At 34.9% G+C, this 15,001-nt stretch carries 11 protein-coding genes, 1 tRNA gene and 4 pseudogenes; 4 read left to right on the top strand and 12 right to left on the bottom strand.

All coding sequences use genetic code 11. The annotated features are described in order from the left end of the window. Window positions 1–7 precede the first annotated feature (7 nt). The 4 genes from AAGD90_RS00175 to AAGD90_RS00160 form a co-directional block, all read right to left on the bottom strand. On the bottom strand, window positions 8–382 hold the full coding sequence (locus AAGD90_RS00175) for a hypothetical protein (protein WP_022626145.1): 375 nt from the start codon (window positions 380–382) through the stop codon (window positions 8–10). 94 nt (window positions 383–476) lie between these two features. Then, entirely contained in the window at window positions 477–1,700 is a 1,224-nt protein-coding gene (locus tag AAGD90_RS00170; RefSeq protein ID WP_264329821.1) for a hypothetical protein, read from the bottom strand. A 122-nt stretch (window positions 1,701–1,822) separates the two neighbouring features. Further along, complete coding sequence (locus AAGD90_RS00165) at window positions 1,823–2,851, bottom strand: nitronate monooxygenase (RefSeq protein ID WP_341821932.1); 1,029 nt, start codon at window positions 2,849–2,851, stop codon at window positions 1,823–1,825. Window positions 2,852–2,856: 5 nt separating this feature from the next. After that, entirely contained in the window at window positions 2,857–3,378 is a 522-nt protein-coding gene (locus AAGD90_RS00160) for a cytochrome b (RefSeq protein WP_341821931.1), read from the bottom strand. Window positions 3,379–4,216: 838 nt separating this feature from the next. Here AAGD90_RS00160 and AAGD90_RS00155 point away from each other — a divergent pair. Beyond that, a complete protein-coding gene (locus AAGD90_RS00155; protein WP_174515946.1) occupies window positions 4,217–5,413 on the top strand; it encodes a phosphoglycerate kinase in 1,197 nt (398 codons plus the stop codon). 179 nt (window positions 5,414–5,592) lie between these two features. Here AAGD90_RS00155 and AAGD90_RS00150 read toward each other — a convergent pair whose 3' ends face one another. After that, window positions 5,593–5,763 (bottom strand): hypothetical protein, encoded by a 171-nt coding sequence (locus AAGD90_RS00150; RefSeq protein WP_341821930.1) that lies wholly within the window; start codon window positions 5,761–5,763, stop codon window positions 5,593–5,595. A gap of 155 nt (window positions 5,764–5,918) precedes the next feature. Between AAGD90_RS00150 and AAGD90_RS07125 the strand changes: the two are divergent. Together AAGD90_RS07125 and AAGD90_RS00135 are read left to right on the top strand one after the other, a co-directional pair. Next, window positions 5,919–7,369, top strand: a pseudogene (locus AAGD90_RS07125) (IS110 family transposase). After that, window positions 7,353–7,481 carry a hypothetical protein gene (locus AAGD90_RS00135; RefSeq protein WP_341821929.1) on the top strand — a complete coding sequence of 43 codons (129 nt, stop codon included), beginning with the start codon at window positions 7,353–7,355 and terminating at the stop codon, window positions 7,479–7,481. The pseudogene AAGD90_RS07125 and the gene AAGD90_RS00135 overlap by 17 nt, the downstream one beginning before the upstream one ends. A 331-nt stretch (window positions 7,482–7,812) precedes the next feature. On the opposite strand, the gene AAGD90_RS00130 is transcribed toward AAGD90_RS00135, so the two are convergent. The 5 genes and pseudogenes from AAGD90_RS00130 to AAGD90_RS07120 all read right to left on the bottom strand — a co-directional run. After that, entirely contained in the window at window positions 7,813–8,718 is a 906-nt protein-coding gene (locus AAGD90_RS00130; protein WP_341822200.1) for an RluA family pseudouridine synthase, read from the bottom strand. A gap of 71 nt (window positions 8,719–8,789) precedes the next feature. After that, complete coding sequence (locus AAGD90_RS00125; protein WP_341821928.1) at window positions 8,790–10,475, bottom strand: hypothetical protein; 1,686 nt, start codon at window positions 10,473–10,475, stop codon at window positions 8,790–8,792. 61 nt (window positions 10,476–10,536) lie between these two features. Continuing rightward, window positions 10,537–11,649, bottom strand: a pseudogene (locus AAGD90_RS00120) (ComEC/Rec2 family competence protein); the annotation flags it as partial. A 104-nt stretch (window positions 11,650–11,753) separates the two neighbouring features. Next, window positions 11,754–12,320, bottom strand: a pseudogene (locus tag AAGD90_RS00115) (ComEC/Rec2 family competence protein); the annotation flags it as partial. A 368-nt stretch (window positions 12,321–12,688) separates the two neighbouring features. Next, window positions 12,689–13,099: pseudogene (locus AAGD90_RS07120) on the bottom strand (competence protein ComEC); the annotation flags it as partial. A 217-nt stretch (window positions 13,100–13,316) separates the two neighbouring features. Between AAGD90_RS07120 and AAGD90_RS00105 the strand changes: the two are divergent. Continuing rightward, window positions 13,317–13,393: transfer RNA gene (locus AAGD90_RS00105), tRNA-Met, on the top strand. Between the two features lie 3 nt (window positions 13,394–13,396). Here the strand turns inward: AAGD90_RS00105 and pdxH are convergent. After that, window positions 13,397–13,990 carry a pyridoxamine 5'-phosphate oxidase gene (gene pdxH / locus AAGD90_RS00100; RefSeq protein WP_022626142.1) on the bottom strand — a complete coding sequence of 198 codons (594 nt, stop codon included), beginning with the start codon at window positions 13,988–13,990 and terminating at the stop codon, window positions 13,397–13,399. Between the two features lie 16 nt (window positions 13,991–14,006). Continuing rightward, on the bottom strand, window positions 14,007–14,822 hold the full coding sequence (mutM, locus tag AAGD90_RS00095) for a bifunctional DNA-formamidopyrimidine glycosylase/DNA-(apurinic or apyrimidinic site) lyase (protein WP_010963068.1): 816 nt from the start codon (window positions 14,820–14,822) through the stop codon (window positions 14,007–14,009). Window positions 14,823–15,001 lie beyond the last annotated feature (179 nt).

Raw genomic sequence — 15,001 nt, 5'->3', positions numbered from 1 at the left:
TACTATCTTAATTTTTATCTTTTTTTTCGCTATCGGATTGTAATTTTATATCTTTTGCAAAGTTAAATTTTTCTTTTAAGTAGTCTGTTGCCTTTTCTGTACTACCGAACATCAGGACCAGTACACCAAACATTATCATAAAAAAGATTAGACCTCTGAACACTACTGCAAGTATCACTGCAGCTATACACAACCCTATGATTGTTGAAGGACTCATATTTTCTACAGTATCTTTAACTGAAAATGAAGAAATAAAATTTTTTACCGTTTCTTGTATACCCTTTAATTCATCACTCGCCGAACTTGCTTCGCTAGAATATGATGCAAAAATGAAACTTAATAAGGCTATAAAAACCAAAACTTTATTCAATTGAATGCGCATCAACTAAACACCTTTTAGACATCCCTCAAATATAACAACTTTTATATCAATAGGCAAGAACTGAATTCACTTATCCACTACAAGTAACACATATTTAATTTTTACCGCTGCGAACATGCTGTAAGCTCTTATCATCAACAAGAGGACTCACATTAATGGATGTTAATTTACTTGATAGGAAGTTTGAATGCAATTCAGCTACTGCTGCTATAGCAAGCACTGCAACCATAGCAAGTAGTCCTGCTCCTATCAATCCTGATGTCATTGCTCCTGCAACAATGCACCCTATTGTGGAGAGAGCACAACCTGCTACAAGTGCAACGTGAAGATTTCTGTTATTGGGTTGGTTTTTAAGTAGGATATCTTTCTTAACTTGATCTGGATTTGCTTGACCATCTGAGTTTTCATTTTCTTGCATTTTTGGCTCTTTTTTTACAGTCTGCTCTGGCTGCACTTGAGTCTCGTTTTCTTTTGGGGATTCCAAATTTGATTCTAATAACTCAGTTTTTTCTCCACCCTCTGGTTGTAAGCCATTATCTCCTTCAACAGAGCTCAATGTTGAGTTTAAACTTTCCTCAGATGAAGTGCTTGTTACTAAAGTTAAACTGCTCCTTCTGCTACTTACTGGTGATTTCAAACTTTCTTTACTCGTTCTAGGTGAGTCTATTCCACTATCTGAGTCATTGCCACTACTGAGTTTAGAAGTTTTCTTCTCCTCTATTTCTTTCACAACCTTGCTATATTTTTCAAACACTTCCTCTGCAACATCTGAATTACTAAGTATTTTATTATCACCACTTTTTTTCTCAGCTACATTCAAGGGTGTTTCTTGTGTGTTGTTTTGCTCTTCAATATGTTTTAGCTGCATTTGATCTTCAATATTTTCTTCAACAGCATTTGGTATTGAGCTTACACTGCTGCTCCTGTTAGTAATATCCAAAATTGTTTTTACTATTTTTCCTCTTATTGTTTGTGGTCTTTGTGATTGTTCTCTTTCATTGTTAAATACTGTAGGTACAGCTAGTTCTTCTGATTTTATTACTTCATCTTTCAATGCAGGAAGAAAGTTTTCGATATAATACTTATAATGTTTTTGATATTCCTCTTGTTTTTCTGGTGATTTTTCTAATTGTTCTCTCAGCGATTTTTCTAATTCAGTTAATACCTCAGGACTAGCTCCTTCCTTGAACAACTCTATGCATTTTTTGATAGTTCCATCTCCCTTTTGTGGGCTTCCATATTTATGATTTTCTTTTGTTACCTTTTTGTATATAGTGTCGTGCAATTGTTGGTTAATATCTTTTTTAGAACTTAGCATAGACTCCTCCATACATAACAAAATGTATAGATACCTCTTTAGCGTTAATTTTACATTAAAACTGGGCAATTATGCCATATTATAAATAATTGCGGCAACTTGCTTATTGGAAGGTCGCTTAACTATTTGCTTTCTGGGCTTTCTACTTCTACAGATTTGCTATTAATATGATTCTTTGCTTGTTGAACTAACATATCCACTACTTCTTTTACAGGCTTTTCCTTATCAACCATGCCAACACTTTGGCCAGCCATTAAAGATCCCGTTTCAACATCTCCATCAATTACTGCTCTTCTTAAAGCTCCAGCCCAGAATTTTTCTATTTCAAGCTGCCCATCTTCTTTTGAGATCTGTCCCTTTTGGTATTCATCAATAACTTCTTTTTGACGCTTCATAAAGTCATCGCTTGCTTTGTTGGCTATAGCTCTTACTGGAATTACAGGAAAATCAGCACTTATCTGTACAGAAGGTATTGCATTACGTGCGGCTGATTTAATAAACACTTCCTTAAAATTTTTGTGGGCAATTGACTCATTAGTGCAGACAAATAATGTGCCTATTTGACAGCCACTTGCTCCTATTTCTAAGTAATTAACTATCACTTCGCCTCTACCTATTCCACCTGCAACAAACACTGGTATTTGTTCATTTTCAAAATGAGGCAATATCTCTTGTGCAAGAACAGAAGTGCTCACTGGACCTATATGTCCACCTGCTTCCATTCCTTCTATTATTAACGCATCTACTCCCATTTTCACTAACCTTTTCGCAAGGCTTAATGCTGGTGCAAAGCACATAACTTCAATGCCTGCACCCTTGATTTTTTCTATATTAGGCTTTGTTGGCAGTCCACCGGCAAGCACTATATGGCTCACTTTCGTTTCAATACACACATCTATCAACTCACTCAACTTTGGGTGCATAGTAATTAGGTTTACACCAAATGGCTTGTTAGTTAATTTTTGTGTCTCTATGATTTCTTTTTCCAGTAAGTCTGGGAACATTGCACCACATGCAATCACACCAAAACCACCAGCGTTTGAGATTGCCGAAACCAAATTTCTCTCTGAAACCCAGCTCATAGCACCACCCATTATAGCAAACTCACTGCCAAGAAAATCTGTTCCTTTTTTCCAGAGGCTACTTAACATATAACCTATATCATGCGTTTAAAAATGTTTTGTTTATCTATAAATGTGTGCTTCAAAGCGCCAAGTATATGTAAGATTATAAAGAGTACCATAAAATATGCAAGCATCGAATGTAGCTCGTTAGCCGTGTTAGCTAGATCTTTGTTTTGATTAATCAACAAAGGGATATGAAAAAAATATTTGATCTGTTTGCGAGAAGCAGAAGACATGACATAGCCAGATAGTGGCATTAGCACCATCAAAGAATATAAACCAAAGTGTACTGCTTTACTTATATTGATTACAAACCGAGAAAAATTTGCTGGAAGTGGTGGAACATAAGTAAAGACGCGAAAAAATATGCGTACTATGATTAATCCAAGAATAGTGATACCGCAAGCCTTATGAATAGCGTATATGTTGAACTTAATTTCATTGCTAAGTGGCAGGCTTTTCATATAAAGTCCAGAACAAAGCATACCGATAATAAAAACAGCCATCAACCAATGGATAACCCTTAAACCTAGGCTATATTTATCGTCTTCCATTTTGATTACCCTAAAGTAGCATTTATATAATAGAAAAACTATTTTTCAATCAAAATTATTAAAGCAATTTAGATTTACCGACAATGTAGCTATACAAATTCGACCCAGCCGAGAGTCAAGTAGCAGGCACTGGCATCTAAGTCATAGAAACGGATCAAATGCAAAACTTGCTTGACAAGCCTTGCCAGTCCCCTTATCATGAAACTGAAGCTATTTATTTATCTTCTCTGTACAGATTAAATGACAAAAAAACTCAACGTATCTGGTGTCTCATGTTTAATTTTTTGCACTATGTGCACTCTATGTCTTTATCAAATTTCTAGGTTTTTACCTATACAAGCTGAAATACGCTTATAAAGCATTTAAAACATCAAAAAACGCCAACTTAAAAAATGGATAGTGAATAATTAGCTACCCTAGGGTTTCTTTTGCCTTTTTTTCTGTTTAGTAAATTTCTTAAACATTTATGACTAAAGGTTAGTTGCATTAAAAAGCAGCTAAATCGCGGTTATTAAGCGTTTAGAATAAAAAAACGCCATACTTGAAAGTATAATGTAAGTAATTAGCCAACCACGGGGCTTCTTTTGCCTTTTTTTCTGTTTAGTAAATTTCTTAAATATTTATGGCTAAACGACAATCGTCATCCCTGTAAAGGTCAAGTATCCCGCTACGTGTTAGCGGCTAAGAGATACCCGGCGGTATGACGGTTCGTGATGGCATGACGATAAGGTTCCAGTGTCAAGCGTTTGGCGTGCAAATTTCCTTAAACGTTCGTATAACTCAAAACTTTACTTTAGGTCAAACTGCTGTATAGTGGCTTTATAGCTTTAGTTTTACAATGAATATACCCAGTATAGAAAATTGTGATCTTCACAATAAAACCGTCTTACTCAGAGTTGACTTCAATGTTCCTATAAAAGATGGAGAAATTCGTGATGTCACTCGTATTTTGAGAGCATTGCCTACTATTCAGTATTTAGTGAATGCGAGTGCAAAGATTATTATTATATCACATTTCGGACGCCCAAAGGCCAGAGACAATAATCTGTCGCTAAAAAATGTAATTGACACTTTATCGCAGTTACTAAATAAAAAAGTGAAATTTATTGACGATTGCGTTGGTGAAAAAGTACAAAGAGCAGTAAGTGTTATGGATGCAGGAGATATAATATTACTAGAGAATCTAAGATTTTATGAAGGGGAAAAGGAGAATGATGCAAACTTTGCCAGACAATTAGCATCTCTAGTGGATATATATGTAAATGATGCATTTTCTTGCTCTCACAGAGCTCACGCTTCTATTTCACGCATTACAGAATTTTTACCTTCCTATGCAGGATTTTGCTTGCAAGATGAGCTAAAGTATCTTGAAAAAGCTGTATCGTTTAAAGCTAAACCTATTACTGCGATAGTTGGGGGAGCTAAAATATCAACTAAAATAAAAGTGCTTATGAAGCTAACAGAAAAGGTTAATTACCTAGTTCTAGGTGGTGCAATAGCCAATAATTTTTTGTCATTTAGCAAAGTAAATATAGGGAAATCTTTCTTTCAAAATGGTGTTGACGACCTTCTACATAATATTGTTGAAACAGCAAATAAAAACAATTGCAAAATAGTTGTGCCAGAAGACGTTCTGGTTGCAGTAAACTCTGATTACAGCACTAGTATTTCAAGAAGAACTGAGTCCATTTTGGACGGTGATATAATTTTGGATATCGGACCACAAACTTTGAGTACAATAAGCAGTATAATAGCAAGCAGTAAGACTCTGCTGTGGAATGGACCTATTGGTGTTTTTGAACATTCAGCTTTTGCAAGCGGTACAATAGGGGTAATGAAAATCGTAAGTGACTTAACGCACAAAGGAAAGTTAACCAGCATAATAGGGGGAGGCGATAGTCTATCTGCAATAAGCGCTGCAGGCCTTACCGATAAGGATTTTACATATGTTTCCACTGGTGGAGGAGCATTTTTAGATTGGTTAAGTGGCGATGAAATGCCGGGAGTTGCTGCTCTGCAAAAACGATTAGATTAAAACTTTTTTAAATTATTTCTTATAGGCTAGCTTTTTTGTGAACGTGATTATGTCGAAGACAGTTAAACTAATTTTGTGTTTAATAATACCAATAATAGGATTTATTTTTTATATTAAGGATCATTATTTTCACACCGGCTATGTAGAAGAAAATGTTGAAGTCAATTTTGAACCATTTTTCAGTTCACAACCAGCCACCGTTTCAGAATTAACTGACTTCGATAGAGGAGTGTTGAAAGCCCAGAACAGATAAAATCTGTAAAACCAAAAAGAAACTCCCTCTTTACTTTATGTTCTTTGGGTATAGTGTTATGAAGAAGCGCTTCTGCAGCTATAACCGAAACAATCAATGGTGCTATAAATGCCCGTTTGAAAGCATGGTTTTGGGGGAAATGGTAAAACCATTGATGGAGTTCTTTTTGGGCTACCTCGTTTAGAAGATTGTATAACCTAACCGTCCCAAGCTGAAGTGCTTCTTATCATAATAATATAGGAGGGATTTTATATGGCAGAAGCAAAAAGTAAATTAAAAACAATAAACCTTGATGCAGCAGGGATTGATATTGGCTCGACTGTACATTATGTATGTGTACCTGAAGGAAGAGATGAACAACGTATCCAAAAATTTGGGTGCTTTACAGTAGATCTACACAACTTAGCAAAGTGGTTAAAAAAGTGTCAGGTTAGAACTGTAGCCATGGAGTCAACTGGAGTATATTGGATTCCCTTATTTCAAATATTAGAATCACATAAATTTGAAGTAAAATTAGTAAATGCGCGACATGTCAAAAATGTGCCTGGTAGAAAGTCTGATGTTCAAGATTGTCAATGGCTGCAACAATTGCACAGCTATGGACTGCTTCAAGGATCATTTAGACCGGATAATCAAATGTGTGTACTGCGTAGTTACGTTAGACAACGTGCTAATCTAATTGAAAATGCAGCTAAACATACTCAACGTATGCAAAAAGCGCTAATTCAAATGAATATTCAATTACACAAGGTTATTAGTCATATTACTGGGATAACTGGTATGAAAATCATTGAAGCTATAATTGAAGGCGAAAGAGATCCTGAGAAATTGGCTAAATTCAGGGATGCACGAATAAAAAATGATCAGTCTACTATAGCAAAAGCGTTAGCTGGTGATTATAGAGAGGAACACTTGTTTGTGCTAAAACAAGAATATGCAGCATATACTTTTTTTCAAGAGCAAATAACGGGATGTGATAAAAGTATAGAAAATTACTATAAAACATTTGAAACAAAGTCGAATGAGAACAGGGCATTGAATAAGACACGAAAGAGAAAACAGAAGAATAGTCCAGATTTTGCCGTAGATGAAGATTTATAGCCTTTCTTATAATAGTCCGAATGCGATAAGATATGTGTTTATGGCTATAGCAGGCCAGTAGCATATTACGGTCTGTTCGGATTATTGTAAAAAGAGCTATATATCGAATAACGGGGATGGATTTTACTAGAGTTCCAGGACTTGATGTATTAAGTATACAGGCTGTCATTTCAGAAACAGGTATAAATCACAATAAATGGAGGACAGAAAAGCATTTTTCTTCCTGGCTCGGATTAAGTCCTGCTAATAAAATTACAGGAGGGAAAATTATTGGAACAAGAACTCGTAAAGTTGTTAATCGTGCTGCAACTGCCTTGCGACTTGCTGCTCATTGTGTATCAAGAAGCAACACTGCACTTGGTGCATACTGCAGGAGGTTAAAGAAGCGACTAGGGATACCAAAAGCGATCACTGCTACAGCAAGGAAATTAGCATGTATTTTTTATAATATGCTAAAATATGGACAAGAATATGTAGAAAAAGGAATGAACTATTATGAAACACTCTACAAAGAGAGAGTAGTCAAAAATTTGACTAAAAAAGCAAAGGAATTTGGTTATATACTAATGAAAGAGGAGCCGATAGATGAAGAAGGTTCTTAGGAGTTTCTTAGAAGTTTGTGGAGATTGGGGAGCACATCCAGATAAAGAAGATTTCAAAATTTTACTTAGTTGTCCGCAGCATCAAGAAGTAGTGAAAGGAATATATAAGTGATTACGCCAGATGCGGATTTGGAGTTACTTAAAGATGAACTGGCTAACATTTGGTTTACAAATAGTGGAAGTGAAAAAGAAACTATAGGAACAAATGGGTGTCATGCAAGTAGCTGACACTGGCATCCAGTTCTTTCGCGCAGTTCCATCAAAAACGTTGTAAAGCGCTTTCGTGTTTACCAACTTAGTGCCCAATCTGGACCCAGACTGGGATGACAAGAAAGGAAGCACTGGGATGACACCATCATAAAGTGAACCAGTGTCAGCTACTTGCATGACACCCATTTGTTGTAAACTCACTTTTTCTTGATTTTTTGGTTTATCTTATCTACCTACTTTGCTACTCTGCTGAACGGATACCCTTTCTTAGGTATATTTTCAAACTCACCAATTAAAGTTTTTATATCTTGCGGTAAATCAGAGACAAATTCCATGTATTCCTTACTTTTTGGGTGGTATAAGCCCAGTGTATAAGCATGTAGTGCTTGTCTATTGAAATTACGAATGAAACTAGAGTTTTTAGCATATTTTGTGCTTTTACTACTATTTTTTCCATAAACTTGATCACCAACTATGGAATGTCCTATGTGGCTCATGTGGACTCGAATTTGGTGTGTTCTGCCTGTCTCTAAAGTGCATTTAACGAGGCTTACTTGTCCTATAACTTTTTGCACTAAATAGTGAGTGATTGCTAATTTGCCTGTGATTTTTGTTACACACATCATTTCTTTATTACCGCGTTTGGGAGCAATGTTAGTTTTTATCGTGCCTTGCTGAGAAGATAATATTCCCCAAACTATTGCTAAATATTCTCGCTTTACTTTACGATTTGATAACAATTCAGACAAAAAACTATGGGCTGCTTCATTTTTTGCAATTACCATTAGCCCACTAGTATCTTTATCGAGTCTATGAACAATTCCTGGTCTTACATCAAGGTGAGCGATAACTGCGTTCAAAAGCGTATCATTGTTTGTCCCAGCACCTGGGTGCACTGTTAATCCACTTTGTTTACTCAGAACTATAATGTCCTCATCTTCATAGACGATATCAAGTTTTATGTCATAATTAGGCTCAATTGATGTGGATATGTCAGGTTGAACGAGATGCACCACATACTCTTCATCTGGTTTTACTATGTGGTCATTATTAATTATCGGTGTGCCAAGTAATTTCACCTGCTCATTTTGTATCAATCTTTGCGCTTTGCTGCGTGATATGTTGCATTTTTCAGCTATATAGGTGTCTAACCTTAATTTCTCTTTATCATTATTAACACTTAAGGTTACTTCTAAGTGGTCTATAACAACTACCCCGCGCGAGCTACTGCAAATGCTGCTTGAATATTTTGATCTACAAAATCAACTTTTGTACTAGGAAGATCATCTTGTTTTTTAATATGGCAAATTGTTTGAGAGCCATCTTTCCAGTGAATTATTATTTTGTTATCAAAATCCCGTAATGTTGCCTCAACCTTTTTTTCTTTATTATCTTTTTCTTCCAGCTTAATAGATTCTAATAAATAATATAGAAAGTCACTTGGTTTGCCGTTGATTTTTTCTTTCCATTCATCTGTTTTTTCTTGTTCAGATTTTTTTTGCTCTAACTTTTCCTTCTTTTGCTGCAGCTTATTTTGTTCTGCTTCCAGCTCTAACTTTCTAACTGTGTCACGTAGTTCTTTGACTTTATTTTCTAACACTAATAATTTATTAGTATTATTTCCATTGTTAGCTTCTAAATCAGGCGTACTTGGTTGAGCTTGCTTCTTTTTTATTTCTTCTAATTCATTCCTTACTACGTTTAATTGCTTCTTCAATTCCGTTTTTTCCTTTTCTGTATCCTCTTTTAACTTTTTTAGCATGCTAAGGAACTCGTTATTATTAGACTGCGTAGTTGATTGAAGCCAGCCTACAAAGCGGCTTGGTTCAAATCGTTCAATCTTATCTTCAGCAATTTTAATAGCATTCTCTAACCTAGAAAAAGTACCTTCAATATCTAGTGAATGTGCTTTTTTTGTCAATTCTTTAGTGTTGTTTAAAACTTCTGAAATTTCTGCATGTAGCCAATCTAAATCTTTTTTGATGTCTTCTCTGATTTTTTTTAGGTGATCAAGCGTTTCTTTAATGTTAATATTTGCAGGCTTTAAAAGACTATTATCAAGTAAATCGCAAGCTTTTTTAAGGTTACTGTCAAATGAGTTGCAAAGCGGACTAAGTAGTTTTTTCATTAGAGATATTAGTTCATTTTCCCTTTTACCAAGCTTATTTTCTACTACTGATACAACCATGCCCTTTCCAGACCAGTATGGAAATAGAAGACCTAAAGAACTGTGTTTTCTAATAGTATGATTTTCATGATCCACGCTATTACTTATTAGATTGCTAGGTGTTGATATGATGCATAAAAGAATAGCGACTAATAAAGCTATTAATATTATTGGAGCATTAATGGATTGTGATATTGCTGAAACTACTATAATAGTACCAAATACATATGATCCAGTAAACAAGAGAATCCTATTTCTATTTTCTGCTTCTATATCTTCTAGTATTTCTCTCTGCGTCTTAGAAATTGGTAAAACTATTGAAAGCTTTTCCCCCTTTTTATCTAAATTTGTTACAATTTCAATTTTTTTAGCTTCTTGAGCAATCTGGCTGTACTGTTCATCAACTTGATAGTTTCCTATTTTTTTATCTATTTCATTCTCTTTTATTTTTTGTGTATTTATAAAGTTTATAACAGCAGTAAATAAGAGAACTATAAGAGGAATAAAGGCAAGAGGTGCTGGCGTGAACGCAAACCCAGCAATACTTACTGTAACAGGCTGAATAGAAAAGGCAGTAAATGCTATAAGAGTAGCAATGGTACTTGCTATCGATATAGTACCAGAATACTTTCTTATAGAGCTCAAAATTCTACTGGGCTGGTCAGAAAGTTTTCTAAATCCTAAAAAATCAAAATAGTCTTTGAAAGGATCTTGAGTGTCTGTAACCATAACATTTTTCTAGTTTAAACTTATTTAGGTATACATTAACCAAACCTTAAAATCAAGTTTCTTAATTTTTCAACATGTGCCAAGGCCTATTGGAGCGCACTGTATTAATCTTTACGTAACGATTTGTTAACCAAACAGAATGTGTGCCATACGTTTCTAGATCAGCATGTTTAATAATTTTAGCGTTGCAAGCTGAATAGTCGAATTCACTTAATTGAATTATCAGATCAACACTATTACAGTTTCTCAAGATATCTTCTTTTTTATAAGCAAGCAGTACTGATTTATTATTTCCTTTATTATATATACAGCCATACTTTAGTCTTTTATCTGGATTGCTATATTTTGTATGATTCAAAATTTGGTTCTGTCCGTTTTGCTTTGCCCACGTTTTGATAACAAAATTTCTGCTTTTTCTAGTGAGAGAATATAGTAAGTTATCACTCTCCTTTGCAGCAACATTATCAGCATTTATTAGGATGTCGGGGGTTTTATATGCAGCGCTAAAGCAAATACCTAGTACAATAAAAAAAAATCCCAAAAAACGCCAATTTCTTTCCCACAAGCACAGCCACAATAACCCAAATGTTATTATAATAATTGATGAGGCAGGAAAAGTACGAATGGGAATAACCAAATACTGAAGACTAGCGATAGCGTTTGTTATATACAAAATGCTGTCAATTGGGCGCTCTATAAATGGCGCTATAATCCATTCAATACCTAAAGGAATCAATAAGACATAAATTATTCCAAGTGGAATAATAATTAATGTAACTATTGGTATAGCAACTAAATTTGTGATAATGCCACTAATTGAAAAATAATTAAAATTATATATCGTATACGGAACAGTTGCTAAACTTGCTATTACTGAGCTGATCATTATCGACACAAAATATTTCATTATTTTTATTTTGAATAATTTATTAGCATTAATTTGATAACTGGCAACCAGTGCCAAAACAGCAGAAAATGACATCTGAAAGCCTGGCTTTAAAATTGCTTCAGGTTCTATGATAAGTATCACTGCAGCAGCAAACGCAATTGCTATTAACCCTCGATATTTTCTCTCTATCATTATTGCAACGAGTACTAAAATCACCATAATGTAGGCACGCTGAGCAGAAATTTGCATACCGGTAATCAATAAATAAAACGTGGTTGGCAAGATATAGCTCTTTTTACAATAATCCGAACAGACCGTAATATGCTACTGGCCTGCTATAGCCATAAACACATATCTTATCGCATTCGGACTATTATAAGAAAGGCTATAGTAAGGAATGCAGATATTTTCTTGGTGTTATACTTAAGAGTCAAAGTTTCAGATATTGCGAATAAATTACGAAACACTACAAAAAACAGACCAGCAACAAATGATAAATGCAAACCAGATATGGCAAACAAATGTGCTATACCTGAATCTCGTATCGCGTCCATAGTTTTTTGATCTATGCCATCTTTTTTACCGATCAGTAATGCAGAGATTATATCCGCATGTGGTTTTTTGATATTTTGCTGCAGGTTTTCATAAATGTATTGACGGAAAGATTCTATATACTCTAGAAATTGCCTTGCTTCAGCCTTTTTGTGTAGGGCTATTTTGCTTGTTGCAAAACCTGTTGCACTTATTTTCTGGTAATATGCTATTCTTGCAAAATCGTATGCATACTCCGAAGGTGCAATCTTTAGAGGGAAGAGTTTTGCTGATAATTTTACTTGATCGCCTATTTTAATGCCTTTTTCCACTTTGGTTCTAACTGATATTCTGATGTTATCTAGAGCTCTATCCGGTGTCATTCCAGCGCGTGACGCTGGAATCCATATCTTTTTTTTCTGGATCCCAGTAGGCTTTGTTGCATCGCTACTTATGAAAGGCTAACTATAATTAGGATTATAAGCAACTTATTGAAAATCTTGTTTTTTTGCAATCAATCTGATCAAATTTAAGAATAGTAATTTGTTATTTATATTAATAAATTTAATTCTATTGAAAATAGCTAAAGCATTGAAATTCTTGAATTTTAGCCAGATTAGTGAGTGGTAGTGAAATTTCTTTTACTCAAATTTAGGTATTCACTGACCGTTCTTGTTATAAATACCAGAATAATAAGCTACTGATATTCTCCACCTTTTTTATCTTTAATCCATCATAGCTAGCGATGCAACAAAGCCATCCCAGTATCAAGTACTGGGATGACAAAAGGGGGCACTGGGATGACAAAAGGGGGCGCTGGGATGACAGGAGAGGATTTTGAGATAGTAGGGGATTTTTCAACAGAAAGCAGAAATTGTTTATATGAGCCCCTGTCGTTAATATCCTTCACTGTGGCAACGATATTTTTTACATACCTCTCTTTATCAAGAATTTGAGTATCAACTAAAGCTGTTCTTAATTTACTGGCTGTAAATCCTATGAGCACTGCAATTAAAGCAATGCATAATATTGCGTACTTTCTGTATAATATTGCAATCAAAATTAGTGTGGGTAAAAGCAAAAGAAAAATAGATATGCAGCTTGGTTCAAAACTTAGGGAAAAATATGTTAAAATTCCTGCACACTGAAGAACAGGAAACCACAGTATCAAGTTATATTGTTCATTGCGCAGATTGTTACGTATATATAGCTCTTTTTACAATAATCCGAACAGACCGTAATATGCTACTGGCCTGCTATAGCCATAAACACATATCTTATCGCATTCGGACTATTATAAGAAAGGCTATAACTAACTATTATGTCAAGAAAAGTTAATAAGTGTGTCGATATTTGCATGTGGTGAAATTTTATTTTTCTTTTTTCATTATTTGTATATATAATAACTAAATAAGCAACGACGCGGGATGGAGCAGCTCGGTAGCTCGTCAGGCTCATAACCTGAAGGTCGTAGGTTCAAATCCTACTCCCGCAACCATTTTTAAGGATATAGTTGTTCCACTTTCCAATCGCTTCCCTCAACAAGAGTGTATCTAAATCTAATATGCTTCCTATATTCACCTTCTTGCCAAAATTCAATTACTTTTGGGATTACGCAAAATCCCACCCAAAAATCAGGACGAGAAACTTGTGTATTGTGAAATTCTTTTTCCTTCAATTTTATAGCTTGCTCAAAATCTTGCCAATCTTTCAGAATGCTCGATTGTTTTGAGCACCATGCGCTAATTTGACTACCCAGCGCTCGAGAAGAGAAGTATTTGTCAGTTCTTTCATCGTTTAGAAGTTTAACCTCTCCTTCAATTCGCACTTGCCTAGCAAATTCTATCCAATGAAACACTAACGCAGCTTTGGGGTTCTCAGTCAATTCTTTCCCTTTTTTACTGTTTACGTTAGTGAAAAACACAAAACCTTCTTTGCTATATTCCTTTAGTAATACCACTCTTGCAGATGGAATACAGTCTTTGCTACAAGTTGCTAGCGTCATTGCAGTTGGTTGTTCACACGGAGAATTAAGTACTGCTTTGTACCACTTTGAAAACAAATCAAATGGATCTTTTTCAAGTGAAAATATCATATCAAAAAATAAAATCTTAATTCTGGCACGCGTTGCAAAAATAAGTGCTACGGCCATTTTGTCGTATAAGTGTTATGATATTATTGCAAATCTTGCAAGGTTTTTGAACTTTACCATATACGTAAAAGTTATTTTGAAAGTATCCAGCAGATCCAGATGGCTGTGCATAATCTTTCAGTGTTGAACCACCTGCAGCAATTGCATCACTCAGAGTATTTTTTATTTCAGCAGCAAGTTTTTCGCACTCTCTATAGGTCAAGTTTTTTGCTGACCTGAGTGGTGATATACGGGCTCTAAACAAGCTCTCAGAAGCATATATGTTGCCTACGCCAACTATTGATTTATTGTCCATTAACGCTGATTTGATATTCACTTTTTTGTTTTTCAGCAACTCCTGTAAATAGTCTCCACTGAATTCATCCGTGAGGGGCTCTATTCCAAAATCGCTAAAAAAATCCGTTTCTTGTTCTTTATTTAAAACGATAACTAATCCAAATCTTCTTGGGTCATTAAAAATTATTGAAGTATTGTCAGAAAATAAAAATACCACGTGATCATGCTTATTCCGCATTTGATCGTGGTCAGCATATATAAGCTTTCCGCTCATGCCAAGATGTATGATTACAGCCACACTACCATCTGTATTCCAGATGGTATACTTACCTCTACGCTTGATGTTGCGTATGACTTTGCCCTTTAGCATATCATCAATATTTTTTGTTATTGGGGCACGTAAATTCCAATTATTCACTATAACATTACTGATTTGCTTGTTTTTAATTTTATCAAGCAAAAAATTAGAGATTACTTCCACTTCCGGTAGTTCTGGCATGATACCTCCTTCAAAACTTAAGTTTCTGATGGTAATTTTGTCGTTCTCAAATACATTCGAGTATTCTGCGGTGCTTTCTCCTAAAAATTCCTCACCACAAACGAGTTTTGAAAGGGTTCTCTGTCTACTCTGTTGCTGCTTTTTTCTTTTCAAAATATTTTGCTTTAAAGCTTTCGCTA

The organism is Wolbachia endosymbiont (group A) of Ischnus inquisitorius, from assembly GCF_964026985.1.
GTDB lineage: Bacteria > Pseudomonadota > Alphaproteobacteria > Rickettsiales > Anaplasmataceae > Wolbachia > Wolbachia pipientis.
The sequence above is the reverse complement of the archived record's forward strand: the minus strand, read 5'-3'. Positions and strand labels throughout refer to the sequence as shown.

What these genes read in the sequence shown, in the direction of transcription:
- AAGD90_RS00175 (WP_022626145.1), bottom strand. Translation starts at nt 382, where the DNA reads ATGCGCATTCAATTGAATAAAGTTTTGGTTTTTATAGCCTTATTAAGT.
- AAGD90_RS00170 (WP_264329821.1), bottom strand. Translation starts at nt 1,700, where the DNA reads ATGCTAAGTTCTAAAAAAGATATTAACCAACAATTGCACGACACTATA.
- AAGD90_RS00165 (WP_341821932.1), bottom strand. Translation starts at nt 2,851, where the DNA reads ATGTTAAGTAGCCTCTGGAAAAAAGGAACAGATTTTCTTGGCAGTGAG.
- AAGD90_RS00160 (WP_341821931.1), bottom strand. Translation starts at nt 3,378, where the DNA reads ATGGAAGACGATAAATATAGCCTAGGTTTAAGGGTTATCCATTGGTTG.
- AAGD90_RS00155 (WP_174515946.1), top strand. Translation starts at nt 4,217, where the DNA reads ATGAATATACCCAGTATAGAAAATTGTGATCTTCACAATAAAACCGTC.
- AAGD90_RS00135 (WP_341821929.1), top strand. Translation starts at nt 7,353, where the DNA reads ATGAAGAAGGTTCTTAGGAGTTTCTTAGAAGTTTGTGGAGATTGGGGA.
- AAGD90_RS00125 (WP_341821928.1), bottom strand. Translation starts at nt 10,475, where the DNA reads ATGGTTACAGACACTCAAGATCCTTTCAAAGACTATTTTGATTTTTTA.
- pdxH (WP_022626142.1), bottom strand. Translation starts at nt 13,990, where the DNA reads ATGATATTTTCACTTGAAAAAGATCCATTTGATTTGTTTTCAAAGTGG.
- mutM (WP_010963068.1), bottom strand. Translation starts at nt 14,822, where the DNA reads ATGCCAGAACTACCGGAAGTGGAAGTAATCTCTAATTTTTTGCTTGAT.